Source organism: Coleofasciculus sp. G2-EDA-02, assembly GCF_040226375.1.
In the GTDB taxonomy this organism is placed as follows: domain Bacteria; phylum Cyanobacteriota; class Cyanobacteriia; order Cyanobacteriales; family Coleofasciculaceae; genus Coleofasciculus.
The window spans coordinates 1-24150 of sequence record NZ_JAVKEW010000162.1 but is presented as its reverse complement, the minus strand read 5'-3'; the positions used below and the strand labels follow the sequence as shown (position 1 = coordinate 24150).

The window sequence follows — 24150 nt, the reverse complement described above, 5'->3', positions numbered from 1 at the left end:
CGACTATTTGAATCAGTAGAAGAACTAGAAAAATTGCTACATAAATTATTAAATGAAGGAGAGCTTATAATTAAATGGAATAGAAAAATCAAAAACAAAGGCAATGCTGTTTATCCGGTTTAGCTGCGTAGCAGCTTACCTGGTAGAAGTGCGTCAAGACATCGCCGTGCGATCGCACATTATCCAATCCGTTAAATCCTTCCAGGAAAATACAAGCTTAGACGCAGCAGGAGTTGATGCAATTTATGGCGCGTATATGGGTTCAAGTCCCCCCAAACCCTTAATGCCGAACGAATTGCGTGATATTCTCATTGAATTGTCCTCTCCCCTAACAGGCTACTTAGGGCGGAGTAGGGGTAATGAGTTGAACCGCGATCGCTTCTATTTCCTGCGTGATTTATCTAAGAGATCCCCCTAAATCCCCCATGGAACAAAAAGCGAAGCATCCTCTGGCTTCCCCCTTTTTAATCTAGTCCGCGCAGGCGGACTTTGTTTGTGTAGCTGCGATTTCAATCGCCTCCTCTTGCAGGGGGTTTCCAAGGCGGATTTGGTATGAATTAGTAGATGAAGCCGATTGAACCATAGGGAGATGTACCAGAATCACGCCTTCGGTAACCTGAACCTAAACCCGACTTAATGAGGTATGATGCTGGAAAATTCCCAAACGCCCAATCAGACAAGTCCGGAAAAGGGCGCAGACAGAGGCGATTCAGACGACACCAAACTGGATGCGATCGCCACTGACACCACCAACGCGATTAACCACCTTCCCACCGCCGCGCAGCCTCAGCTTCCAGGAACCAAAGAACTCCTGAGACGATTGCAGCGCATTATTGAAGCAGAGGATAACTTATCTCCCCAAGACAAAGCCCAAGCCTTAGAACAGGTGAAGATACTAGCCGCAGCCGGGAAGAATCCTCAAGCGCCCGATAAACAGGAACACGCCCAAACCGCCATTAGAATTTTACGCGGGATGGTTGCTGAATTACCCAACGCCCATGATTTTCTCGAAGAAAGTACTCAGCTATTACCCCAACTGGCGTCTATTTTCGGTATTAAGTGACCCCCAAACTCAGTAGATGCACCCCAAACAGGTGCGGTGAATACTACTCCAATAGGGTATTGAACCGAATCCCTCTACCTACCGAGTTTTTGTATTCTAAAAACATAGTAAAGAGGTGGTTCTACAAAACCCCTGAAATACTCACTTCGTTTTTAGAGGGTTATACATTATGGCACTAATTCGTTGGGAACCGTTCCGGGAAATTGATTCCTTACAAAATGAAATGAACCGTCTGTTTGAGAGCCTCACGCCGGCAAGCCGTTCTGAATGGACAGGAGCCTTTGTTCCCCCCGCCGAAATGCACGAAAATGGGGATGCGGTTTACCTCAAACTCGAAATTCCAGGCATGGACGCTAAAGATCTAGATGTGCAAGTTACCGCAGAAGCAGTCTCCATTAGTGGTCAACGCCAAGCTGAAACCAAGACTGAAGAAAAAGGTGTCACGCGCAGTGAATTCCGCTATGGCAAATTCCAACGGGTAATTCCTTTACCTGCTCGAATTCAGAACGATAAAGTGGAAGCCGATTACAAAAATGGCATCTTGATGCTAACCCTGCCCAAAGCAGAAGCCGAAAAAACCAAAGTAGTCAAAGTTAACCTCGGCTAATCTCAGCCAAACATTCGTAGGGGCGCACCGACGTGCGCCCTATTTCCTTTGTACAAAAGGAAAATCTTTTTTAATTTCTTCGTAAACGAAGAGGTCTTAGACCCAATTAATCAATTGTCAATTATCAATTATTAATTATCCATTGATAAAGCAGGCGATTAAACAGTTTCCGGGAGGCAGAGCCTCCAGGGGGGCATTCCCAGGCATAGCCTGGGAACGAGGCTAATCAAAGTAACTGGCTAAACCTGGAGTCGGCTTGTAGAGTTTTCAGTACCTGCTTAATCTCCTGAGTGCGGTCTTTTTTGACAATTAACGTCACCCCACCATCCCGCACAACCACCACATCGTCTAAGCCAATCGTCACAATCACCTCATCCGGATCACTAGCATAAAGAATCGCCCCTTGGGTATCTTTCCCAACATGAGTTGCCAGTTCCACATTAGCCGCCTCCCCCTTGTGCAACCGTTCTAAGGCATTCCAATCTCCCAAATCATCCCAGCCAAACGTAACCGGGAGAACATAAGTCAGTTGGGTTTTCTCCATTAAGGCATAGTCAATACTCGTTTTAGGTAGTTTAGAATAAGCAGCAACACCCTGTTTTTGCAACGGATTGATAATATCAGCCGCATAGGTTTTAAGTTCCGCTAATACGACACCAGCCCGGAAGATAAACATACCACCATTCCAGCTAAATTTCCCCGTCGCCAGGAATTTCTCGGCTGTTTCTTGGTCAGGCTTTTCTGTGAATCGAGCCACCCGATATACTGGTAAGTCATTAAACGTTCCGGCGGGTTCTCCTTGTTCGATATAACCGTAACCCGTAGAGGGGTAGTTGGGGGTAATTCCCAAGGTGACAATCGCCGCTTCAGTCGCCGCTAACTGAGTCGCCGCCTCAATCGTCTGTTGGAACGCCTGCTGATCTGCAATCCAATGGTCTGCTGGAAAAAAGCCGACCACTGCATCTTCTCCATAGTGACGCGCAATTTCTAATGTTGCCCAAGCCACAGCCGGTGCCGTGTCTCGCCCTTCAGGTTCGGCTAATATATGCTCATGATCGAGTTGGGGTAACTGTTCTCGCACCCCGTCGGCTAATTGAGCCGATGTGATCACCCAGACATTGGCTGCATCTCCCGCCAATTGACTGAGACGTTCAGCCGTGGTTTGTAATAAACTCTTACCACTACCATCTAAACTTAAAAACTGCTTGGGTCGATGCTTGCGACTGAGGGGCCAAAACCGTTCACCTTTGCCACCAGCTAAAATTACAGGGATTAAGGATTGACTCATCGCTTTACCTCGTGAGACCCCAACTTCAGCGAAGCAGGTTGGGGAGGGATAGAGGTCAAACCGTGCCACTCAATGTGGTGAGGTTTGACAATCCAACTGTTGATACCAGTCCGGTATTTCGCTGCAACAATTGGACTTTTTTGGCAGTGAACTGTCCCAACCGTTTCCAGTTAGCGTCACTCACCGAAACTTTGGTTTTGGTGTCACCGGAAACGTAACCGTACCATCTGATGCCTGCTTTTTCAGCCTTGACATAATCGCCCTTCCTTAACCCACTGTGGCGAGTAACCGTGCCACCATAGTTTCGCCGCAGCCCTCCCTTGCTCTTAATCATTAGGTGTAGTTGGCGGCGGCAAATTGGGGGGCGGCTGATTACCGCAAATTGACAGGGTGTTACCGTTATTCCACCATTGAAGGTGCCACTTCTCCCTTTGATTTGGCGATACCGCATGAACTGGGAAGCGGCGAGGCAAATACCATCAACAGCATGGGCGGCGGGTGACTCTTCAGCCTTGTTCTTGGACTTGGGCAAGCCAAGGTACTGTCTTAGGGTTGAGGTGTGCCATCCCTCTTGGGTGTGGACGGTGTAGCCAGCTTGTTCTAACTGTTCAATCTGCCAATACTGCCCGACCATCGCGGGACTAAACCCTTTGTCCCCTCTGGCTTTAATCACCTCAACTACAACGTCCTGGAACGGGTAGACTCGCCATAGCTCTTGAATTACCCTTAGCGCTAACTGCTTATTAGCCCGGATGCTAGGCGGTATTTTGTTGCCCCTGCGGTTATTGAATCGGTGCTGGCGGTGACTGCGTTGATCAAAGGGTAACTTCCGGTTAATCCGTCGCCCTCGCCGTCCCCGTCGCATCATTGCCCGTTGGTGCATCCGTTTGGTCACGTTCTTAAACACCAACTTTAGGTGTGCCAGGAATAGGGTTGTTTTGGCTGATTGAATCGCAATCCCCGTGAATAGCTTTCCCGGATCAATTCCGGCTACGATATCTTGGGTTTCTTCTCCTGATGGTGGTTGAGTTAACTGGACTTGGAATATGCCTAAGTCGTTATGTACGACTTTAGCTTTACCAGCTTTTAGCCACCGCCGAACACGGCTAGCTTTAGCTGGCATTAGTGGTTTACCTTTCGGTGATAAAACTGGAACACGAATCATGGGTATAAGCCTTTCGTGTAAAGTTGTCTGTCCCCTCGACCACCATTAACAAAATTTCCTCTCTTAGAGCGTCTAAACAAGTAGACTTACAGTGAATCCAAACTGGGGAAGTATTTGGAAGTGTGTATCAGTTAACGGCTCGGTGGTCTATTCAACTCTTAACGTTGCCAGTCCTGTCTCTGGCAATCCCCACGCTCCACGTTAGTAGCGTGGGGTTGTTGAACGTCCGTGCTATTCTAAATCTCTGCTACATCCTAGCCCACAAGGATGAGGGAGATGGGGGAATACAGAGTCAACACTCAATACTTGTGACCACCTCGGTAGATTTTTCCTTACCAAAGATTAATGGGGATTAGGCGGGCTAACGCTATAATCCAGCAATAGACTCGGTGAACGTCAAAAGATTCGAGAACAGTTGGTGTGTGGTGAGGGTAAAAAAACGTGTCGAATAGTTCCCAAACTAGCTGGGGCTTTCAAGTCTCCCATCCAAAAAGTTATGCGCGATCGCACGGCGACTCTGATGTCGCTGAAGATGTTACTGGGGGTTCCCCGCCTCCTCCACCGCCAGATAATGACGGCGGAGATTCCCATTCCGATGATCATTCGGATAAATCCAATGGTAGTCGCTATATGCGCTGGTTCCTGTGGAGTGCGGCGTTTATCTTAACCGCTACAGTTTCTGCTACCTTGGGCGCAACAGTTGCCCTAATTACACCCCTGTCCCCCTTAATCGTGCCGCAAAATTTTATCCCTGGCGCGAAAGAAAATGCCTGGCGACAAGCATTTCGTTATGATTTAGCCAGACCCGTCAACATCCTAGTGATGGGGATTGACCGCGTTCCCGATAGTGATAAAAACTCGCCTGAGGTTTTCAGCGGTCGCAGCGATACCATGCTGTTGTTAGGCTTAGATCCAACAGCAGATTCACTCACCATGCTTTCAATTCCTCGGGATACCCAAGTAGAACTTCCTGGGGTAGGACTTGCCAAAATCAATGATGCCAATGTGGAGGGGGGTGCAGCGTTAGCCGCACGGGTGGTGAGCCGTACCCTGAATAATGTACCCGTTGATCGCTATGTGCGGGTGACTACGGATGCGTTTCGGGAACTGGTAGACCTGGTGGGGGGAGTGGAGGTGTTTGTTCCCTATCCGATGCAGTATGAGGATGTAACCCAGGATTTGTACATTGATTTAGAACCGGGATGGCAGACTTTAAATGGAGACCAAGCCGAACAGTTTGCTCGATTTCGCCAAGACAACTATGGCGACATTGGTCGAGTCCAGCGCCAACAGACGCTGCTCAAGGCGCTGCGTCAACGATTACTCAACCCTACTGTGCTACCGCGTTTACCCCAAATCATTCGGGTGATGCAACAATATGTTGATACCAATCTCAGTTTAGAAGAAATGTTGGCGTTGGTAGGCTTTGGCTTAGATTTAGACAAAGATGATTTTCAGATGGTACTCTTACCCGGTCGCTTCAGCAATCCAGAGGAATATGTCGCCAGCTATTGGATTATGGATTCTGCCGGACGCGATCGCGTCATGCAACAATATTTTCAGCAAACCTTTGACTGGAGTTCCTCAGATATCCGCCGTTCTCCCCAACGGTTGCGAATTGCTATTCAAAATGCCACAGATGACCCGCAGTTGGCTCACAAACTTGCTCGATATTTGGCGGAAAACGACTTTTATAATGTCTATATCATACAGGATTGGCCCGATCAGGTACGCGAAACTCAGATTATTGTACAACAAGGTGATTTGAACGCAGCAGCGACATTGAAAAGGGTTTTGCAACTCGGTCACATCGAAGCTTCTTCTACAGGAGATATTGAATCAGATTTAACCATTCGAGTGGGTGAGGATTGGTTGATTCAGCATCCAGAAGAGGAGGAATAATGCAGGGGGAGCAGGGGGAGCAATGTAGAGACGTAGCATGCTACGTCTCTTAGTTGGGGGAGCAGGGGGAGCAGGGGGAGCAAGGGGAGCAGGGGGAGGTAAATGATCAATGACTAGAAAAGAGTTTTATGTGTAGGGGCGGGTTTCACTACTATCGTTTTTTGTCCACCCTAATGTCACTAAACCCGCCCTGTCTAAACGACAAATGACGAATGACGAATGACGAATGACGAATGACAAATGAGAAATGACAAATGACAAATGACAAACGACAAATGACAAATGACAAAAGACAAATGACGAATGACAAATGAACTGCCGACTTAGCCAGCAAATTCAATTTATTATTGAAATTGACAAACTCAAAGGGATTCTGCGCCAAACCCGATTAATTGATGATTCTCGCCCGGAAAACAGCGCCGAACATTCTTGGCATTTGGCGTTGATGGCGATTATTCTTGCCGAGTATGCACCCTCCCAGGTTGACCTGGGACGAGCGATAATCATGGTACTCCTGCATGATTTAGTTGAAATTGACGCGGGAGATACCTTCTGCTACGACGTACAGGGAAATCAGGATAAAGCTATCCGGGAAGAAAAAGCGGCTACCCGGATTTTTGGCATGTTACCCGAAGACCAAGGACAATCATTGCGAGAAATCTGGGCAGAATTTGAAGCCGCCGCCACGCCGACAGCCCGATTTGCCGTCGCCCTAGACCGTTTGCAGCCTCTGCTGCTAAATCAACAGAATCAGGGCGGAACTTGGCAGCTTCATGGTATTACTCAAGATCAAGTGATGCAACGGATGGCGCCAGTGCAAGACGGTACACCTCAGCTTTGGGCATTGGTCGAGCAAATTGTGGCAGACTGCATTAAGGCGGGTTATTTACAAAAGGCGCGATCGCTCTCCACCAACACTCAAGTAGACTAGATCATTATGTCTATTGTTGTGGCTCAAAATCTGAGCAAAGTCTATCCCGTAGCGGTCAAACAACCTGGTATTAAGGGAACTCTAAACCACTTTTTGCGCCGTAAGTACCGCTCAATCGTTGCAGTACAAAATGTTTCCTTTGAAATTGGCATGGGGGAAGTGGTGGGATTTCTCGGTCCCAATGGTGCAGGTAAAACCACAACCTTGAAAATGCTCACCGGACTCGTTCACCCTTCAGGGGGTGAGGTTAAAGTGGCGGGTCATGTGCCATTTCAGCGAGAATCCAGCTTCTTGCAGCAGATTACCCTAGTCATGGGTCAAAAGCAACAACTAATTTGGGACTTACCCGCCTGGGATTCCCTGAGAATCAACGCCGCCGTTTATGGAATTTCTCACAACCAGTTTCAACGTCGCGTCGGGGAACTGGCAGAAATGTTATCCTTAGAAGCCAAACTAACACAACCCGTGCGGAAACTCTCCCTCGGAGAACGCATGAAAGCCGAATTGCTGGCGGCGCTTTTGCATCAACCCCAAGTCTTATTTTTAGATGAACCTACCTTGGGATTGGATGTTAATGCACAATTAGGGGTGCGGAATTTCTTACGCGAGTACAACCAGCGCACGGGTGCAACGGTTTTATTGACTAGTCACTACATGGCAGATATTACAGCACTGTGTCAGCGAGTGCTACTAATTTATGAAGGGCAGATGATTTATGATGGCAGCCTGGAAGGACTACTAAATCGCTTTGCTCCCTATCGAGAGGTGAAAGTGGAACTGGCTCAACCTTTGTCAAAAGAGGAGTTATCGGGTTACGCAGAAATAGAAGCCGTGGATGGGTTAGCTGTACGTTTCTTTGTGCAGCGTGAAAAGCTGACAAGTACAGTGGCTCGGATTTTGGCGGAGTTAGAGGTGATAGATTTAACTGTTAGTGACCCCCCCATTGAAGAAGTCATCGGTCGAGTTTTCCGCGCCGGAGTCGTTTCCTGATAGTTTGTCATTCGTCTATGTAATATCATGTCCGTCTAAAGTTATAATTTATAAAATTCGCCGGGAAAACCCCATCCCAAAAGTGGGTGGGGATGAGAGGCGAGGCAGGCTCAGGGGTTCGATACCCCTGAGCCTGCCAATAATCTATCGGGGTGACAGTTAGCCTCTGTGTTTGTGAGTCTCGATGTATTTTCTTTGCGTATACCACTAAAACATATAAGTTTTTGTGCTAATCTAAGTCGATCAAGGATTTTGGAGGTAAAACCGTCAAGCGTACCGTCTCCATCCCCGTCAACTTACCCCATAAAAGGTTTCTGCCTCTGATGGGGTTTTGTGCTGACATTTTTAATCAGCACGTTGATTGGGCGTTGAAAGAACGAACGTACAACAAAAACAAGGCTCATAAGGCAATGTATGCTGATTTGAGATTGCAATATCCCAATGTACCATCGGCACTCCTACAAACAATTCGGGATAACGCAATGGAAGCAATTAAGGCAACTAAATTCAAGCACCTCCCTCGAAAGAAGCCGACATCGGGGTTGCGTTATGACAAGCGCACCATGACACTGAGGGGGCATCAATTAACCCTTTCGTGTATTGGTAAGCGTGAAAAACTTATCCTGAATGTGCCGGAACACTTCAAAGAAATCTTTGAGACTTGGGAGTTTCGCAGTGGAACCCTAACTTATTCAAAACACAACAAACAGTTTTGGGTAAGGTTAGTATTTGAAACGGCTGAACCTCCACAAGCTACAGGAAAAATACAAGGAATCGACCGAGGCTTGTATCATCAGGCTGTTACCTCTGACGGTCAATTTTTCAGTTCTTCAAAAATCAGAGGCGTACAAAGACGCTACTTATACAATCGTCGTAAGCTCCAACAAAAAGGCACTCGTAGCGCCAAACGTCGATTAAAAGCGATGTCGGGACGCGAGAAGCGGTTCATGAAGGATACGAATCATTGTGTGAGTAAGAAGCTTGTCAGAAAGCCAGAGATAGCAGTCTTTGTGCTTGAAGACTTGTCGAGTATTCGCACTCAGCGACGGGGCAAGAAAATGAATAAGTGGCTGGGGAGTTGGGCATTCTATCAGCAAGAGCAGTTTTTAACCTACAAAGCAGAAGCCTTGGGCAAGCGAGTAGTCCATCAAGACCCTCGCTATACCTCTCAAAAGTGCAATGTCTGCAAACACATCAGGCGGACAAATCGTCACAAGTCTCGCTTCTGTTGTAAAAACTGTGGCTATCAGACTCACGCTGACCTTAATGCTGCTCTTAATGTCCGAGACGATTACATTCTCTCTTCTACCCAACGTGGGACCGAGGAGCAGGCGTCAGTCAATGCGCCCTATGTTTCGGGCGAGAGTAATCTCGCCTAGTTACAAGCCCCATCCCAAAAGTGGGTGGGGCAGTTGACTCCTTTCCTCTTCCCCTTCTGCCATCTGCCCTGGAGCCTTATCCCTAATGAATCGATTCATTAACACCAGTAAAGTATTTCTGTCTGTTTACTATGCTCACATGTTGGAATACCGGGCAGAGCTTTTTTTTTGGATACTTTCAAATAGCTTACCACTGATTCTTATGGGAGTTTGGATTAAGGCATCTCAGGGAGGGGAGTTTGAGCTAACACCGGAAGAATTTATGCGTTATTTCCTATCGGTTTTTATCGTTCGCCAGTTTACTGTGGTGTGGATGATTTTTGATTTTGAAAAGGAAGTGGTAGAAGGAAGACTTTCGTCTAAACTCCTGCAACCCATTGATCCGGTATGGCATCATGTGGCAGGGCATGTATCTGAACGTTTTGTCCGCATGCCTTTATCAGTTGTACTTCTCGGTTTATTCTTTTTCCTCTATCCCCCAGCATTTTGGCTACCGAGTTTAGGGAATCTGCTATTATTTGTAGTCGTCACTACAATGGCATTTGCCCTACGATTTTTGATCCAATATACTTTCGGGTTATTGGCGTTTTGGACAGAGCGAGCCACTTCACTAGAACAATTTTGGTATTTATTTTATTTATTTCTTTCAGGCATGATGGCACCCTTGGAAGTCTTTCCACCCGCAGTTCGAGCCGTTGCCGAGTGGACTCCTTTCCCTTACTTGGCTCATTTTCCCGCCGCGTTGTTAGTTGGGCTACCTGTTAATATTGTCCAAGGAATTTTGGTTATGGTGGGTTGGGGATTGTTATTTTTTGGCGTCAATCGCTGGTTGTGGCGCAAGGGATTGAAGCAGTATTCAGGAATGGGAGCTTGAGACAGGGAAATTTTGTAGAGACGTTCCATGGAACGTCTCTACACCGGCAACTATTTTTGATCAAATTTAGCAACTGCATTCTGGAACGACTGCTGTAAATCCAGCCAAGCTAATTCTAAACCAGTTTTGATATCTTCCCAAGCATCTTGACTAGCCGCTTGGAGTTCTTCAAGTTTCATCTGCACTGCAACCTGTTTGGTTTGCAATTCCTCAATCTGGCTACTGTACTGAATCTTAGCATCAGCCTGAGCTTGCGCTGCCTTGGCTTTCATTTCGTCAACCTGAGCATTTAGCTTGTCTAACTCAGCTTGCACTTTTTCTCGGTATACTATCTGTTGCTGTTCGGGTTGAGTAGCCATAAGAATTCCTCGTTAACGTCAAAGATTTGCCTTAAATAAGGCTGGATACAACTATAAAAGTTTAATTCCTTTTTCATTATTGAGTGATTCGTCTGGCTGATGCATCTATCTCTTGAATGATATAATTCAGTTCTGTCTTCTATCTAGCGAGGTAACTAATTTTTTGTAGCGTCTGATACGCTCAGTTAAAATAGGGGTAACCTACTTGCCCCGATTTGTTTGCAGTGATTATTCAACGGGGAAATGGCAGAACAAGCTCTAGTGAAGGATACCTATGCCGATTCCTACAAAAATCGAGATCGGAACTGGTGGAATAAGCTCACCGCTTTAATTGCATTGGCAAATATCCTGCTGGCGTTATTCAATCTCAGCTATATTCCATTGCGGGATGTTTATGTGCGAGAATTTCCTAAGATCGTTACAGTCTATGATCCGGTTAAAAGTATTGAGCCTCATCCAGATACCCAACGCTACCTCAATACCGTTGAGGCATTAACCGTGCAACTCTCCCAGCAAGGATTGCAAGCACCGCCAATTGAGCCAGTATTGCAAGAGTTGCGCCAACAAAGTAATGATCTAATTGAAGAGAACCCATTTCTGGCAGCCAACAAGTTTGGTACATTTGCTAAACTCAAGCGGCGGATGCGGGATCATCTGAATACGGAATCAGCGAAGCAAGCCTTTTCACAATTTTGGAGACAGGAGTATCTGGCGCAAGTAGGCTGGGAAAATGCTCTCTCATTCTTTGACAGCGAAGTTCGACCGCTACTAGAGAGTAATTATTTTCGACCTACCGACGAAAATGGTCAATTCGTGGATAACTTCTGGCGTATCGACCTTTATTTTATCGCCTTTTTTGGGATTGAGCTTTTAGGGCGTACCTTCTTCATATCTCGACGCCAAGAGAAGTTGACATGGGGAGATGCTCTCTGGCGGCGCTGGTATGATATGCTGCTGCTATTTCCCACCTGGCGCTGGTTACGGATTATTCCAGTATCCGTGCGATCGCATCAATCAGGGTTGGTGAATATGGAGCGTATTTTAGCACAAGTCACCCACGAACCGGCGGCTTACTTGGCGGATAGGGTATCCATGTTTTTAATGGTGCGACTGATTAATCAAACCAAAGAGTCCGTTGATAAAGGAGATATGGCGCGTGCTATATTGCAACCTGAAGCCTACGTCCAAGTTAGTGATATTAATAAAGTCGATGCCATCACCGACCGACTCTTAGAACTCTCTATTTATAAAGTCTTACCTCAAGTTCAGCCCGATTTACAGGAATTGTTGCATCATAGTCTCAAAGGAGCGCTGCAACAATCGGATTTTTACACTGGATTACAACAAGTACCGGGAATAAAAGCATTACCGAAAGAGGTTACGGAAAACCTTGCTAATTATTTAGCCCAAGCCACTTATGAAGTCTTAGCCACCTCTTACTCTGATCTCAAAGGGCGGGAACTATTTGACCAACTGAGTCATAATTTTAAGTATGCCCTACGCAAAGAACTACAGGATGAGGCAACCCAGCTAGAACTTCAGTCGTTGCTCTCTGACTTGTTGGAAGAATTTAAGCTCAATTATGTGCAGCGTTCAACCGATGAAGATCCAGAAGCCACTTTAGAAGAAGCTGACCAACTACGTCAAGAGATGGAAACTCTCCCACCTCAGTAGTTACCCACATTTTGCGTATCACTTTACCCCTACGCCTATAAGCGTCCCCGGCGGAATGGCTTATCAATGGATAATTAATAATTGATAATTGATAATTGATTAATTGGGTCTAAGACCTCTTCGTTTACGAGGAGATTAAAAAATATTTTCCTTAAATTCAATCCTCTTCTTTTAAGGAGAGGTCATTATCCATTGTTCATTATCCATTGTCAATTTGTGAATTTCTTGGCTTTTACTGCTTTTATTCGACTTTGCCATCGTTTTATTTTCTCCTACTTTAACAGGGTCATTGATGCCAAGGAGAGGTCAAGCAGGCTAGCATTTATAATAAAGTACTATAAAGGCAGCGATCGCGAGTGGTGACCATGACATCGACAAAACTCTCTCCTCAAGTAACAATTGCCCGCTTAGAAAACGGCGACAAACTCAACCGTTTTGAATTTGAGCATCGCTATTCAGCCATGCCTAACTTAAAAAAAGCGGAATTAATTGAAGGAATCGTTTATATGGCATCTCCAGTACGAGCCAAAAAACATGGCAAACCCCATTCTCGGATTATGGGTTGGTTAATCGCTTACGAAGCCGCTACACCAGGAGTAGAAACGCTGGATAACACAACGGTGCGTCTAGATGCTGATAACGAACCCCAACCCGATGCAGTATTAAGACTAGAACAAGGTGGACAATCAACGATAAGCGACGATGATTATATCGAAGGTGCGCCTGAGTTAATCGTAGAAATTGCGGCTAGTAGTGTTTCCATTGATTTGCACCAAAAACTCAACGTATATCGCCGCAATGGAGTACAAGAGTATTTGGTATGGCGAGTTGAAAACGGTGAATTGGATTGGTTTAGGTTACTCTCAGGAGACTACGTTAAAATTGAACCCAATAGCGAGGGGATAATTTGTTCAGTCGTTTTTCCTGGATTGTGGCTAGATAGAGCCGCGTTATTAGCCGGAAATTTAGCCAAAGTTTTAGACGTATTGCAGCAGGGATTAGCCAGTCAGGATCATCAAGATTTTGTTCAAGAGTTGGCATCACGGAAGTAGGTGTTAGGTGTCACGTCTTAAGGGGAATGGCATTGATAAAGCGTGCATTTGGGGAGCGCCAACACCCTGGATATGCCCTAGGGTGGGCATTGCCCACCAACCTTAAAGAGCGTGACATTCGTCTTAAGTGTTAATTTTTATAGAGTAGAAACGCGATCGCCATGGATTATCCCGATATCGATATTGCCCCCCTCATTGATCATGCCCTCCTCTCCCCCACGGCAACACCCGAACAAGTGGAGAAATATTGTCGTGAGGCAGATCGATTTTCCTTTGCTACAGTCTGTGTCTATCCCGTATACGTCAAACTCGCGGCTGAACTATTGCACAACAAATCCCCCAAAGTCTGTGCTGTGATTGGCTTTCCTAGTGGCGCTACCACAGCCGCCGCCAAACTCTACGAAGCCCAAGAAGCGGTAGAAAATGGGGCAACGGAACTAGATGTAGTGCTTCATTTAGGGGCATTAAAAACTGGGAACACCGATGCAATCTACCGAGAAATTGCCCAAATATGCGAGGAAACAGGGAAAACAGTCAAAGCTATCTTGGAAACAACGCTTTTAACCGATAATGAAAAACAACTCGCCGCCGAAATCTGCATTGATGCTGGGGCGCAATATCTCAAAACCAGTACAGGTTGGCATGGAGGCGCAACGGTATCGGATGTAAAATTCTTGAAAGACTTGACAAAGGGACAGATTGGAATTAAGGCGTCGGGGGGTATTCGCACAATTGAACAAGCGTTAGATTTAGTCATAGCCGGAGCAACCCGATTAGGAACCTCTCGCGGGCCAGAATTGTTGCAACAGCTTGAGGCAAAAGACGAGGAATGAGTTTTAAGTATGTAGGGGCGGGTTTGACCGATAACGCGGTGGCTCAAACCACTAACAAAACTAAACCCGCCCCCACTAAGTCCGAGAGTTTTGAAATGACAAATGACTAATGACTAAAACCTATAATGCCACTGGAATTAACCTAAAAAGTATGCCCCTCGGGGAAGCTGATCGGTTAGTCACAATTTTGACGCCAGAGTGGGGATTAATTCGGGTGGTGGCGCCGGGTTCCCGCAAGCAGAACTCGAAATTGGCGGGTAGAATGGGTTTGTTTGTGGTGAATCAGTTACTGATTTACAAAGGGCGATCGCTGGATAAAATTACTCAGGCTGAAACCTTGGAATCCTATCCAGGATTGGCGAAGGATTTGGGGAAACTGGCGGCAAGTCAGTACCTGGCAGAATTAGTATTGTGTCATGCTCTAAGTGAGCAACCCCAAGGCGAACTGTACGCCTTGTTCAATGAGCATCTGCGGCGGTTGGAACAGTTACCCCCCTTAAGCAGTAGCCCCACTGGATCGTCCCTAATTTTGGCACACCTTTGCCATGGTATTTTTCACCTATTAGCTTTGGCGGGGATTGCGCCGCAAGTGCAACAGTGTTGTATCACTCAGCACCCGATTCAGCCGGATGTTACTGATCCGAATTGGCAAGTAGGGTTTAGTGTGGAGGCAGGTGGAACATATCGTTTAGCGGTAGAGGTGTCTCAACCTGAGAACCTGTTCCATCCCCTAGTTAGCCGTAACCATGGTATTTCTCAATCCCCTCTGCCACGGTTGACTTGTAAGCTGAGTGCCGTTGAATTAACGATTGTACAACAGCTAGCGGCGGCTGAGTTATCTCAGATGTCACGAGACGCGATCGCTCCCCTTTGGGTAAAAGTTGAGCGTATGTTACGGGATTATGCTCAGTATCACTTTGGTCGTTCTATTCGCTCAGCCGAGTTATTAAACGCTTTGACGATGCCTGCCGAATCATAGGTTATTATTTAAAGCCTAGCTGATTAACCCCGTAGGGGCGACCCACCGCATATAATTCGGGGCTGCTGAATAATTGCTGTGGTGAGGGGGAGCGGGGGAAGCCGGGGAAGCTGGGGGAGCTGGGGGAGCAAGGGTACATTTTTCCTGATAGCGGTGCAAGGGTTTTGATGAGTTTGATTCTCTTTCCTGGAAGATGAACCAATGTCAATGCTACTCAAAGTATTGATGGCTAAGGGTTTGGGAGTTGTGCAGCAAGCCCTAATTCACACCACCGAGCCATTAATTTGCTCGGCTCGCCCGCCCTCCACAGGGTATCGGGAATGATCTGATCCGCGCATCTTGAGCCAAGGGCGAGTCGAGACAGGTTAATTCTCACACAGCCTACTATGAGCAGCGACTCGCCCCTACAACCTCGCCAACTATACCTGAATAGAGGTGAGCGCTGGGTGGTTCACATGAGATGATAGAGAAAGTGTAGTGTCTTACAAAACTTATCAAACTATTTTAAGTGGACGATTCACCCATCGAGGTTGATCAGCCACAGCAGCCAACTGATGAGAAAGAATGCGATTATCTGAATCTGAATCCAAACGAGTTAACCAACATCCTGCTCAAAAAAAGTCATCTTCTGTGACTAAGCGCAATTATCGAGAACCTCACAAGCCGCCATCTCAAGCAGAGAAAGTCCCGGCGAAAATGGCTGAACCTCCTGCTGAACTAGCAAAACGAGGGTTTGTACCTGTTCTGAAAAATGGTAATTTTTTAACCTTGTGGAGTGGTCAGGTTTTTTCTCAGCTTGCCGATAAAATATATCTGGTGTTGATGATTGCCTTGATTGCTAGCCACTTCCAGGCGGCGGGAACCAGCATCAGTGGTTGGGTTTCAGCGTTAATGATTGCCTTTACGATTCCGGCTATCCTGTTTGGTTCCTTGGCGGGGGTGTTCGTGGATCGTTGGTCGAAAAAGGCAGTACTCGTATCGACGAATCTGCTGCGAGGTGTCTTGGTTTGGTCAGTCCCGGCGGTGTTATGGCTGACGACCGATTGGAGTCCCATCTACAATTTGCCCGTTGGCTTCTACGGATTGTTGATTATCACATTTTTGGTTTCCACCTTAACTCAGTTTTTTGCCCCAGCCGAACAAGCTGTGATTCCGTTGATTGTCAAGCGTCGTAATTTGCTCTCGGCGAATTCCCTTTATACCACGACAATGATGGCATCGTTGATTATTGGATTTGCCGTGGGTGATCCCCTGTTAGCCCTGACCGATAAATTTGTGGCGCAACTGGGACTTGACTGGCAATTTGGCAAGGAATTCGTCGTCGGTGGGGCTTATGCGATCGCGGGATTGTTGCTGCTACTGCTGAAAACGGGTGAAAATACTGAACCCACTGAAGGTGAAACCCCTCACGTTTTTGCCGATATCTGGGAGGGATTGCTTTACCTCAAACGCCAACGGCGCGTCCGCAATGCCATGATTCAATTAGTAATTTTATTCTCCATTTTCGCTGCCTTAGCCGTATTAGCTGTACGACTCGCAGAAACCCTTCCGGGGATGAAAGCCTCACAATTTGGCTTCTTGCTGGCAATGGGAGGTCTGGGAATGGCTGGTGGTGCGGCGATTCTGGGACATTGGGGTCAGCATTTTACCCACAATCGCTTGAGTCTCTATGGATCGATCGGTATGTCGGTGGCGCTAGCGGGTTTATCCCTATTTACCCATAATCTCTGGATGGCGTTAGGAATGACCGCCTTGTTGGGAATGTGTGGGGCGATGGTGGGGATTCCCATGCAAACCACGATTCAAGCAGAAACCCCTGAAGAGATGCGAGGTAAGGTCTTTGGACTGCAAAATAATGGGGTGAATATAGCCCTGAGTCTGCCTTTAGCCTTAGCGGGTTTAGCCGAAACTTGGATCGGGTTAGCCCCTGTCTTATTCAGTTTAGCCATAATTGCGATCGCGGGAGGGTGCCTAAACTGGTATATTTCCGTTACAGGATCAGCGATGTTAACCAACGCTGACAAATAGAGACTCACGATTCAACCTGAATGCATATCGCCTGGATCGGAAAAAAATCACCCTTTTGTGGAAATGTCACTTACGGTCGAGAAGTTACCAACGCTTTACTTGACCGGGGATACCAAGTTAGTTTCCTCCATTTTACCCAAGACGAAGTCGCCGCAGATTCCCTGTGGTCGGGCTGTCAAGAGGTGTCCCTCCCTTGCTTGTACAAATCCCAGGTTTATACAATTCCCTCACCCAAAGCCAGTAAGGTGCTAAAACAAGCCTTACAGCAACTCCGCCCGGATTTAGTCCATGCGTCTCTTACCTTGTCTCCCCTAGATTTTCTGCTTCCAGAAATCTGTGAAGACTTGAATTTACCCCTAGTAGCCACATTTCATCCCCCCTTTGATGGCAAACGCCGCAATTTAAAATCAGGTACCCAACTGTTTGCCTATCAACTCTACGCTCCGTTTTTGGCACATTATGATCGGGTAATTATCTTTTCTCAACTGCAACGGGATTTTCTGATGCGTTTAGGAGTTCCTCGCCACAAACTTGCCGTCATTCCCAATGGGGTTGATGTGCACAAATATGCTCCTGGCACATCTAATTTGAAAGTTCGATTTGATGCTCAACGCTTATTTGTTTACCAAGGTCGCATTGCTACAGAGAAAAATGTAGAGGCTTTACTCAAGGCGTGGAAACAGTCAGAAATGGGCGCTCGCTGTAAGCTTTTGATTGTCGGAAGTGGACCTTTGGTGTCCACGTTGAAACCCTTTTATGACAAATACGATGGGATTCTCTGGTTAGGATTTGTGGCAGATGAACAGCAGCGGATTGACATTCTGCGAGCCGCAGATGTGTTCATTTTACCGTCGTTATTAGAAGGACTCTCCTTATCATTGCTCGAAGCCATGGCTTGTGGTCTGGCTTGTGTCGCCACTGATGCGGGGGCGGATGGTGAGGTTTTAGAAGGTGGCGCGGGTATTATTCTTAATACCCATCGGGTCACGTCTCAATTGAATACACTTTTGCCCCTGTTACGGGATCATACCGAATGGACAACCCTTCTAGGACAAAAAGCGAGAGCTAGGGTTATGGAAAAGTACACCCTAGGTGGGAACATTAGTCAATTAGAAAGCTTGTATAAAGAGGTGCTAAAAGGGCGAGTTCAGCAGGTCAGCAGTCGGACTTAGGGTCTGCTGAATAAGTATTGTGGTGGGGGTAGGAAGCCGGGGAAGCCGGGGAAGCAGGGGAAGCAGGGGAAGCAGGGGAAGCCGGGGAAGCAGGGAAAGCCGGGGAAGCAGGGGAAGCAGGGGGAGCAGGGAAAGCCGGGGAAGCAGGGGGAGCAGGGAAAGCCGGAAAGCCTTCTTAATGGGCTTGAGCTTTGAGTCGGATACTCATTTCATGACTAACAGCAACTTCACGATTTTGTCGCACCGGAATCTCAATAATAAACTCCGTTCCTTGTCCAGGAGTAGAGTGACATTGTAAAATTCCCTTATGTTTGTCTACAACAATCTGATAACTAATCGAAAGCCCCAAACCCGTCCCCTTACCAATCGGCTTAGTCGTAAAAAACGGATCAAATAACTTTAACTTCACCTCATCCGTCATCCCTGCTCCATTATCACGAATTCTCACCCGCACATAATCAACCGAGGGCGCTTCTGTACAAATCCGAATTAGCGGCAAAAAATTTGTCCCATTCCGGGCGACAACTTCCTCTAACGCATCAATCGCATTACTCAGGAGATTCATAAAGACTTGATTAAGCTGCGAAGGATGGCACTCAACCGACGGTAACTCCCCATACTCTTTCACCAATTCAATCTCTGGATTGTGACCATTCCCTTTCAGTCGATTTCGCAATAACAGTAAAGTACTCTCTATCCCCTCATGAATATTCATGGGTTGCATTTGGGCTTGATCCAGACGCGAGAAATTCCGCAAACTCAACACCAAATGACGAATCCGTTCTGCGCCAATCTCCATTGAACCCAGAGTTTTGGGCAAGTCTTTGATCAAAAAGTCTAGCTCAATCGCTTGGGCGTGATCTTGAATTTCGGGTGCGGGTTCAGGATAATATTTTTGATACAACCGCAGCATTTCTAATAAATCCTCGGTGTATTCTTTGGCATAGTGAAGATTACCGTAAATAAAACTGGTGGGGTTATTAATTTCGTGAGCTACACCCGCGACTAATGTCCCTAAGGTGGACATTTTTTCCGTCTGCACTAACTGTGTTTGATAGGTTTTCAGATCATGCAAGGCTTGCTTAAGTTGTTCTGCTTGCGCTGTGGCTAATGCGGCGGTTGTGCGACTATGAGCATATAATTCAGCTTGATCGATCGCACTCGATAGTTGATCAACTACCGAAACAATTAATTCAACCTCCTGTTCACTCCAATAACGACTTTCCTGATAGTGTTCACAAACCACTACACCAATTTTATTACTGCGAGTTTGTAGGGGTACAATTAGCAGGGCTTGTAATCCGTCATCGAGGAAGCGATCGCGACTCTTACCATTAAGCTGGCTATCACTAGCAATATCGTCAACCCGTAGCAACGATTGCTGCTGAATCATTAACGGGAAATCCGGCAAAAGTTCATCCGCCGTGTTCCATTGCACTCCCCCATTCTCACTCAACTCTCCCGCCACTTCCATGGGTTCAAAACGAGGCGGGCTACTCTGGGGATGATACCACAAAAACTGGCAGCGATCAATATGTAATAAACAACAGATTTCCTTCACCGCCGTCTTCAAAATCTGTTCTAATTCCAAAGAACTGCGAATTTGACTAGACAAGCGACGCTTCAGCAGTTTTTCTTGATCTTGTAACTCACGAAATTGGGCTTCGGCTTGCAATAATTGGTCTTGAGTGCGTTGCAACTTTTCATTCGTCGCCATCAATTGCGCCATCGCTGCTTCCAATTCACGTGACTTTTGTTCCAGTTGACAGCTATATTGAATCGATTGGGAAACCTCTGCCAACATATCAATCACGACGGGCGAGATCTGATCACTTAACTTTTCAATTCCCAACCAAGGCTGAGGTTTAAGTCGCCCGACACTGGTAAAGACAATTTCAAATTGACCACCATCCAAAATCTTACCAATCCGGCAATATTTGCTCACATGGTTATTCGTCTCAATACTAATCTTCCCTCCCGGCGTTTCAAACTGTTGCCCATAAGCCGCTTCCCGCACCAATTTCACATCAAAAGAACCCGCTTTTTCTACCGCTTGTTTCCATAGATAAACCTGGACATACGCCGACTCAATCGGATCACTGGTCACACGATCTTGACCATAACGTGCCTGAAAATTCTGAACAAATTCGCGGTTTTTCTGAGTATTAATACTTTGAAAATAACTCCAACTGGCATAATGACCCACCGCGATACTTCCCCCAATTCGGCGCAATTCCTCTTCAGCGACACTCACGGCTAAAATGGGAATCTCCGCCGCCGTGATTCCTGCTTCTTTGTACTGTTGATAAAAGGCTAAATTGCTATCCCCATTCAAGGTATTGAAGACTACATCCGGCTTAGCTTGCTTGATCCGGGCAATCAAATCACCAAAGTCTGTCATCCCTAAAGGAACATAATCTTCCCCAGCTAAACTTCCCCCTTGTTGTTTAAGCTGCGCCTTAATTAACTTATTCGCCGTTCGGGGAAAAACATAATCTGAACCAATTAGATAAAAGCGTTTCCCCTTATGTGCTAGTAACCAATCCACCGCCGGACCGACTTGTTGATTCGGGCAAATACCGGTATAAAAAATGTGGCGAGAACATTCGAGTCCTTCATATTCAACCGGATACCACATCAGGGCGTTAAGTTCTTCTAAGATCGGTAAAACCGCTTTGCGACTTGCAGAAGTCCACCCGCCAAAGATTGTAGCCACTTGCTCCTGTTCGATTAGCTTTCTAGCTTTAAGGGCAAATGTGGCTGATTTGGACGCGCCATCTTCGATCACGGGTTCAATCTGATGTCCTAAGACACCACCCGCTTGATTAATTTCTGCGATCGCCATAAGTTCCGCATCCTTTAACGAGGCTTCGCTAATCGCCATCGTGCCACTTAAAGAATGTAAAATACCAACACGGATCGCCGCACCAGATCTGATCACTGACTGGTTGAATTCGCTCATTACTGATGTTCCCGAAATATTCTCCCGTTAAGTTCCTAAAAAGGGTAGAAGGGTAAGGGTAAAAGGTTAAAAGGGTAGAAGGGTATGGTTTTTGAATCAATTCTCCGCCGTTTAATTTCAACGTTGGAAAGTGACAAAAGCGAAACACCCTGAACACGAATCCCTGGTACTAAATGAAGCTGTATAGCGCAACGATAGGTAAAATGCCCTATTTAGACAAACGTTAAACATCTGCCCATTGCTTTTCACAATGTCCCCTTGAATACTAACCGAGTTGACCGATGGGTAATTGTATCAATTTTTACCTTTAATCAAATCGGTGACAATTCTAATAATGAGTTACCAAAACTTTACAATCTCTCATATGATGTCCGGCAAATCACCCCTAATAAAAATGTACGGGCTTGGTAACCAAGCCCCTACTCACCCTCACCGTAATTATGGGTATTCAACCGGACATGATATCACTCCCTGTTCCCTATGCTCTGACAAATGACGTAGCTTGCTTCCCTGGGGAAGCGAGTAATGACGAAGGACAAAATTAATGCAAAACTTCCTCAATCTGGTGCTGACTCCACAGGGATTGATAAAGCCCCGGACGTTGGATCAATTCAGGGTGAGTCCCAATTTGCACAATCTTCCCAGCCTCCATGACAAAAATCCGATCAGCCGTAGCTGCGGCTGAAAGCTGGTGAGAGATAAAAATCACCGTTTTGCGGTCAACCCCTGTGGAAAGATTCGCCAAAATTTTGGTCGCGGTTTGATTATCCACACTAGAGAGGGCGTCATCTAAAATCAGAATTGGCGCATCCATGACTAAAGCCCTAGCCAGGGCAATTCGCTGACGTTGACCCCCAGACAAAGTAATTCCCCGTTCTCCCACCATTGTTTCATATTGTTGGGGAAAATTGAGAACTTCTGAGTGAATTTGAGCTTGTTTTGCCGCCTGTTGTATCTCCGGCTGTTCACTTCCCGGAGCGCCGTAACCAATGTTATTTTTAAGACTGGTACTAAATAAAAAGCTATCTTGGGGAACGTATGCGATCGCGGCTCTTAAATCAGCTAAGCGTATCTGAGTGACATCGTAGCTATCCAGAAATAACTGATTCGGTGCAATATTCAACAGGCGAGGCAAAACATTCGCCAAAGTTGATTTTCCTGAACCAATCGCACCGACTATTGCCACCGTTTCACCGGGATGAATATGAAAGTCAACGGCTTGGATGGCTGGGGTTTTGGCATCGGGGAACGTATAGCTGAGATGTTTGGCTCTTAACTCTCCCTGAATCGGTTGCACAAGTGCCATGGCATCTGGGGCATTTTTAATTTTAGGTTCAATGGTCAAAATTGACTCCACTCGGTCAATACTCACCTCACCCCGTTGATAGGTAGTAATAGTGAATCCCAGTAATGCGGTGGGGAAGACTAACCGTTCCGCATAAATAACCAGGGCGACAAAATCCCCCACAGTAATCGCCCCCCTCGCGATCGCACCCGCTCCAAACCACATCAACAGGAGTAAGCTGATATAGGATAGGGCTTCAATCACTGGAAACAGGACATTGCGAGTGCTGGCTAATCCCAGATTTGCCGATAACAGTCGTTGATTCAAACCTCGGAAGGCACGCCGTTCATTTTCTTCTTGGGCGTAAATTTTAATCAGGGAGATACCACTCATATCTTCCTGAACCAATTCGCTGAGGTTTGAGAGTTCTTCCTGAACCGCCTGTTGTTGAGTACGCAGCTTATCACTAAACAGGCGAACTGTGATCAACATGACGGGATAAACCGCCAGCGCCAAGAATGTCAGCCGCCACTCAATCGACATCATCACAGGTAGCGTTAAACCGTAGGCAAAGACAATATTGGCTAAACTCAACACCGCAAACCCGACAAGACGGCGGATATTGTCCACATCACTCGTGGCGCGGTTAATCAAATCACCCGCTGTATTCGTAGAGAAATAAGACGGTTCTAGGGTAAGCAGATGTTGAAAAATCTTTTGCTTGAGGTCAAATTCTACCTTACGCCCCACCCCAAAGATGAGGATACGCGATGCCATGCGAATCGCCCACATCAAGGATGCCAGGATAAAGATGAATCCGACTAACTGCAACACCTGATCAAAGGCGAAGGCGATGCGGAGTTCCTCAATACTATCCCGAATCAGCAGGGGAATGTAGACCCCGACGGCGTTGACAATCAGCAGAGCCAGGATGCCTAATGATACCTGAGTGGTATGAGGGCGCAGATAGGCGAGTAATTTTTGGATACGAGAATTAGCCATGTTAAAAATCCTAACAAGTTTTTGGTACAGACAATGGCTTGTTTCTCGCGTTCAGATGCCCAAAATAATCATTAGGGACCACAACCCTGGCGCGATCGCCACTCAAGCTACTATGCCAAACTGTTAGTTAAAATGGCTCCAGATCGAGTTATACCGTGATTTTATGCCTTAACAGTCTAATTTAACTCAAATGACTAATGACAAATCAAGAAACCACCCGAATCGCGAGGGGCTACGGCTTCAACCGGAACGAAGTGGAGGTAAGCCGTAGGGGGAGAGCGGGAAATGCCAACGCTAAATGCCCGACGTATTTCCCATATTCCCGCTGGGTGGTACAATGGTAGTCATGAAACAAGTTCTCACGATAGTCGTAAAGCTTCAACCCTCTCCTAAACAGGTTGCCAAATTAGAGGCAACCCTTCAGGCGTTTGCGGATGCTTGTAACTACGTGAACGAACATACCGATCCAAAGCTGACCAACAAGATTGCTATCCAATCGCTGACTTATCAAACCATTAAAAGTCAGTTTAACCTGGTAGCAAATATGGCGATCAGGGTTTGTGCCAGGGTAGCAGCTAACCGGAAAACAGCTAAGCAAAAAGGCA

21 protein-coding genes and 2 pseudogenes are annotated in these 24150 nt (G+C 46.5%); 18 read left to right on the top strand and 5 right to left on the bottom strand.

Going from position 1 to position 24150, the window contains the following annotated elements:
* The 4 genes and pseudogenes from RLO19_RS19700 to RLO19_RS19685 all read left to right on the top strand — a co-directional run.
* Positions 1–123 (top strand): annotated as a pseudogene (locus RLO19_RS19700) (IS630 family transposase); the annotation flags it as partial.
* Positions 104–418, top strand: a complete 315-nt coding sequence (locus RLO19_RS19695) for a hypothetical protein (RefSeq protein ID WP_446359143.1) — start codon at positions 104–106, stop codon at positions 416–418. The pseudogene RLO19_RS19700 and the gene RLO19_RS19695, both read left to right, overlap by 20 nt.
* Positions 419–643: 225 nt before the next feature.
* Positions 644–1063: a hypothetical protein gene (locus RLO19_RS19690; protein WP_446359142.1), complete on the top strand. Its 420-nt coding sequence runs from the start codon at positions 644–646 to the stop codon at positions 1061–1063.
* Positions 1064–1232: 169 nt separating this feature from the next.
* On the top strand, positions 1233–1670 hold the full coding sequence (locus RLO19_RS19685) for an Hsp20/alpha crystallin family protein (protein WP_446359141.1): 438 nt from the start codon (positions 1233–1235) through the stop codon (positions 1668–1670).
* 226 nt (positions 1671–1896) lie between these two features.
* On the opposite strand, the gene RLO19_RS19680 is transcribed toward RLO19_RS19685, so the two are convergent.
* A complete protein-coding gene (locus RLO19_RS19680) occupies positions 1897–2958 on the bottom strand; it encodes a mannose-1-phosphate guanylyltransferase (protein ID WP_446359140.1) in 1062 nt (353 codons plus the stop codon).
* Positions 2959–3013: 55 nt separating this feature from the next.
* Positions 3014–4123, bottom strand: a complete 1110-nt coding sequence (locus RLO19_RS19675; RefSeq protein ID WP_446359139.1) for an RRXRR domain-containing protein — start codon at positions 4121–4123, stop codon at positions 3014–3016.
* A gap of 441 nt (positions 4124–4564) precedes the next feature.
* Here RLO19_RS19675 and RLO19_RS19670 point away from each other — a divergent pair, with 441 nt between their 5' ends.
* The 5 genes from RLO19_RS19670 (at position 4565) to RLO19_RS19650 (ending at position 10199) form a co-directional block, all read left to right on the top strand.
* The gene (locus RLO19_RS19670) at positions 4565–6025 is read left to right on the top strand and encodes an LCP family protein (protein ID WP_446359138.1); all 1461 of its coding nucleotides are present in this window, start codon (positions 4565–4567) and stop codon (positions 6023–6025) included.
* Between the two features lie 310 nt (positions 6026–6335).
* Positions 6336–6956, top strand: coding sequence for an HD domain-containing protein (locus tag RLO19_RS19665; RefSeq protein ID WP_446359137.1), 621 nt, complete (start codon positions 6336–6338; stop codon positions 6954–6956).
* A 6-nt stretch (positions 6957–6962) separates the two neighbouring features.
* Positions 6963–7946, top strand: a complete 984-nt coding sequence (locus RLO19_RS19660; protein ID WP_446359136.1) for an ABC transporter ATP-binding protein — start codon at positions 6963–6965, stop codon at positions 7944–7946.
* 368 nt (positions 7947–8314) lie between these two features.
* On the top strand, positions 8315–9325 hold the full coding sequence (locus RLO19_RS19655; protein ID WP_446359135.1) for an RNA-guided endonuclease InsQ/TnpB family protein: 1011 nt from the start codon (positions 8315–8317) through the stop codon (positions 9323–9325).
* A gap of 85 nt (positions 9326–9410) precedes the next feature.
* Complete coding sequence (locus tag RLO19_RS19650; RefSeq protein ID WP_446359134.1) at positions 9411–10199, top strand: ABC transporter permease; 789 nt, start codon at positions 9411–9413, stop codon at positions 10197–10199.
* A gap of 50 nt (positions 10200–10249) precedes the next feature.
* Here RLO19_RS19650 and RLO19_RS19645 read toward each other — a convergent pair whose 3' ends face one another.
* Positions 10250–10558 carry a hypothetical protein gene (locus tag RLO19_RS19645; RefSeq protein ID WP_446359133.1) on the bottom strand — a complete coding sequence of 103 codons (309 nt, stop codon included), beginning with the start codon at positions 10556–10558 and terminating at the stop codon, positions 10250–10252.
* 243 nt (positions 10559–10801) lie between these two features.
* Here RLO19_RS19645 and RLO19_RS19640 point away from each other — a divergent pair, with 243 nt between their 5' ends.
* The 7 genes from RLO19_RS19640 to RLO19_RS19610 all read left to right on the top strand — a co-directional run bounded on the left by RLO19_RS19640 (position 10802) and on the right by RLO19_RS19610 (position 18296).
* Entirely contained in the window at positions 10802–12232 is a 1431-nt protein-coding gene (locus tag RLO19_RS19640; protein ID WP_446359132.1) for a hypothetical protein, read from the top strand.
* Between the two features lie 365 nt (positions 12233–12597).
* The gene (locus RLO19_RS19635) at positions 12598–13284 is read left to right on the top strand and encodes a Uma2 family endonuclease (protein WP_446359131.1); all 687 of its coding nucleotides are present in this window, start codon (positions 12598–12600) and stop codon (positions 13282–13284) included.
* A gap of 155 nt (positions 13285–13439) precedes the next feature.
* Positions 13440–14117, top strand: a complete 678-nt coding sequence (gene deoC / locus RLO19_RS19630) for a deoxyribose-phosphate aldolase (protein ID WP_446359144.1) — start codon at positions 13440–13442, stop codon at positions 14115–14117.
* A 109-nt stretch (positions 14118–14226) separates the two neighbouring features.
* Positions 14227–15096: a DNA repair protein RecO gene (gene recO, locus RLO19_RS19625; RefSeq protein ID WP_446359130.1), complete on the top strand. Its 870-nt coding sequence runs from the start codon at positions 14227–14229 to the stop codon at positions 15094–15096.
* A 201-nt stretch (positions 15097–15297) separates the two neighbouring features.
* The gene (locus RLO19_RS19620; protein WP_446359129.1) at positions 15298–15420 is read left to right on the top strand and encodes a hypothetical protein; all 123 of its coding nucleotides are present in this window, start codon (positions 15298–15300) and stop codon (positions 15418–15420) included.
* Between the two features lie 240 nt (positions 15421–15660).
* Complete coding sequence (locus RLO19_RS19615; RefSeq protein WP_446359128.1) at positions 15661–17124, top strand: MFS transporter; 1464 nt, start codon at positions 15661–15663, stop codon at positions 17122–17124.
* A 20-nt stretch (positions 17125–17144) separates the two neighbouring features.
* Entirely contained in the window at positions 17145–18296 is a 1152-nt protein-coding gene (locus RLO19_RS19610) for a glycosyltransferase family 4 protein (protein WP_446359127.1), read from the top strand.
* Positions 18297–18471: 175 nt separating this feature from the next.
* On the opposite strand, the gene urtA is transcribed toward RLO19_RS19610, so the two are convergent.
* Positions 18472–21258, bottom strand: a complete 2787-nt coding sequence (gene urtA / locus RLO19_RS19605; protein WP_446359126.1) for an urea ABC transporter substrate-binding protein — start codon at positions 21256–21258, stop codon at positions 18472–18474.
* A 404-nt stretch (positions 21259–21662) separates the two neighbouring features.
* Here urtA and RLO19_RS19600 point away from each other — a divergent pair, with 404 nt between their 5' ends.
* The gene (locus RLO19_RS19600; RefSeq protein ID WP_446359125.1) at positions 21663–21803 is read left to right on the top strand and encodes a hypothetical protein; all 141 of its coding nucleotides are present in this window, start codon (positions 21663–21665) and stop codon (positions 21801–21803) included.
* On the opposite strand, the gene RLO19_RS19595 is transcribed toward RLO19_RS19600, so the two are convergent.
* A complete protein-coding gene (locus RLO19_RS19595; protein ID WP_446359124.1) occupies positions 21800–23545 on the bottom strand; it encodes an ABC transporter ATP-binding protein in 1746 nt (581 codons plus the stop codon). The genes RLO19_RS19600 and RLO19_RS19595 overlap by 4 nt on opposite strands.
* A gap of 346 nt (positions 23546–23891) precedes the next feature.
* Here RLO19_RS19595 and RLO19_RS19590 point away from each other — a divergent pair.
* Positions 23892–24150 (top strand): annotated as a pseudogene (locus RLO19_RS19590) (RNA-guided endonuclease InsQ/TnpB family protein); the annotation flags it as partial.

Coding starts and splice junctions, on each gene's coding strand:
- RLO19_RS19695 (WP_446359143.1), top strand. CDS start 104: ATGCTGTTTATCCGGTTTAGCTGCGTAGCAGCTTACCTGGTAGAAGTG.
- RLO19_RS19690 (WP_446359142.1), top strand. CDS start 644: ATGATGCTGGAAAATTCCCAAACGCCCAATCAGACAAGTCCGGAAAAG.
- RLO19_RS19685 (WP_446359141.1), top strand. CDS start 1,233: ATGGCACTAATTCGTTGGGAACCGTTCCGGGAAATTGATTCCTTACAA.
- RLO19_RS19680 (WP_446359140.1), bottom strand. CDS start 2,958: ATGAGTCAATCCTTAATCCCTGTAATTTTAGCTGGTGGCAAAGGTGAA.
- RLO19_RS19675 (WP_446359139.1), bottom strand. CDS start 4,123: ATGATTCGTGTTCCAGTTTTATCACCGAAAGGTAAACCACTAATGCCA.
- RLO19_RS19665 (WP_446359137.1), top strand. CDS start 6,336: ATGAACTGCCGACTTAGCCAGCAAATTCAATTTATTATTGAAATTGAC.
- RLO19_RS19660 (WP_446359136.1), top strand. CDS start 6,963: ATGTCTATTGTTGTGGCTCAAAATCTGAGCAAAGTCTATCCCGTAGCG.
- RLO19_RS19650 (WP_446359134.1), top strand. CDS start 9,411: ATGAATCGATTCATTAACACCAGTAAAGTATTTCTGTCTGTTTACTAT.
- RLO19_RS19645 (WP_446359133.1), bottom strand. CDS start 10,558: ATGGCTACTCAACCCGAACAGCAACAGATAGTATACCGAGAAAAAGTG.
- RLO19_RS19640 (WP_446359132.1), top strand. CDS start 10,802: ATGGCAGAACAAGCTCTAGTGAAGGATACCTATGCCGATTCCTACAAA.
- RLO19_RS19635 (WP_446359131.1), top strand. CDS start 12,598: ATGACATCGACAAAACTCTCTCCTCAAGTAACAATTGCCCGCTTAGAA.
- recO (WP_446359130.1), top strand. CDS start 14,227: ATGACTAAAACCTATAATGCCACTGGAATTAACCTAAAAAGTATGCCC.
- RLO19_RS19620 (WP_446359129.1), top strand. CDS start 15,298: ATGTCAATGCTACTCAAAGTATTGATGGCTAAGGGTTTGGGAGTTGTG.
- RLO19_RS19615 (WP_446359128.1), top strand. CDS start 15,661: ATGCGATTATCTGAATCTGAATCCAAACGAGTTAACCAACATCCTGCT.
- RLO19_RS19610 (WP_446359127.1), top strand. CDS start 17,145: ATGCATATCGCCTGGATCGGAAAAAAATCACCCTTTTGTGGAAATGTC.
- urtA (WP_446359126.1), bottom strand. CDS start 21,258: ATGAGCGAATTCAACCAGTCAGTGATCAGATCTGGTGCGGCGATCCGT.
- RLO19_RS19595 (WP_446359124.1), bottom strand. CDS start 23,545: ATGGCTAATTCTCGTATCCAAAAATTACTCGCCTATCTGCGCCCTCAT.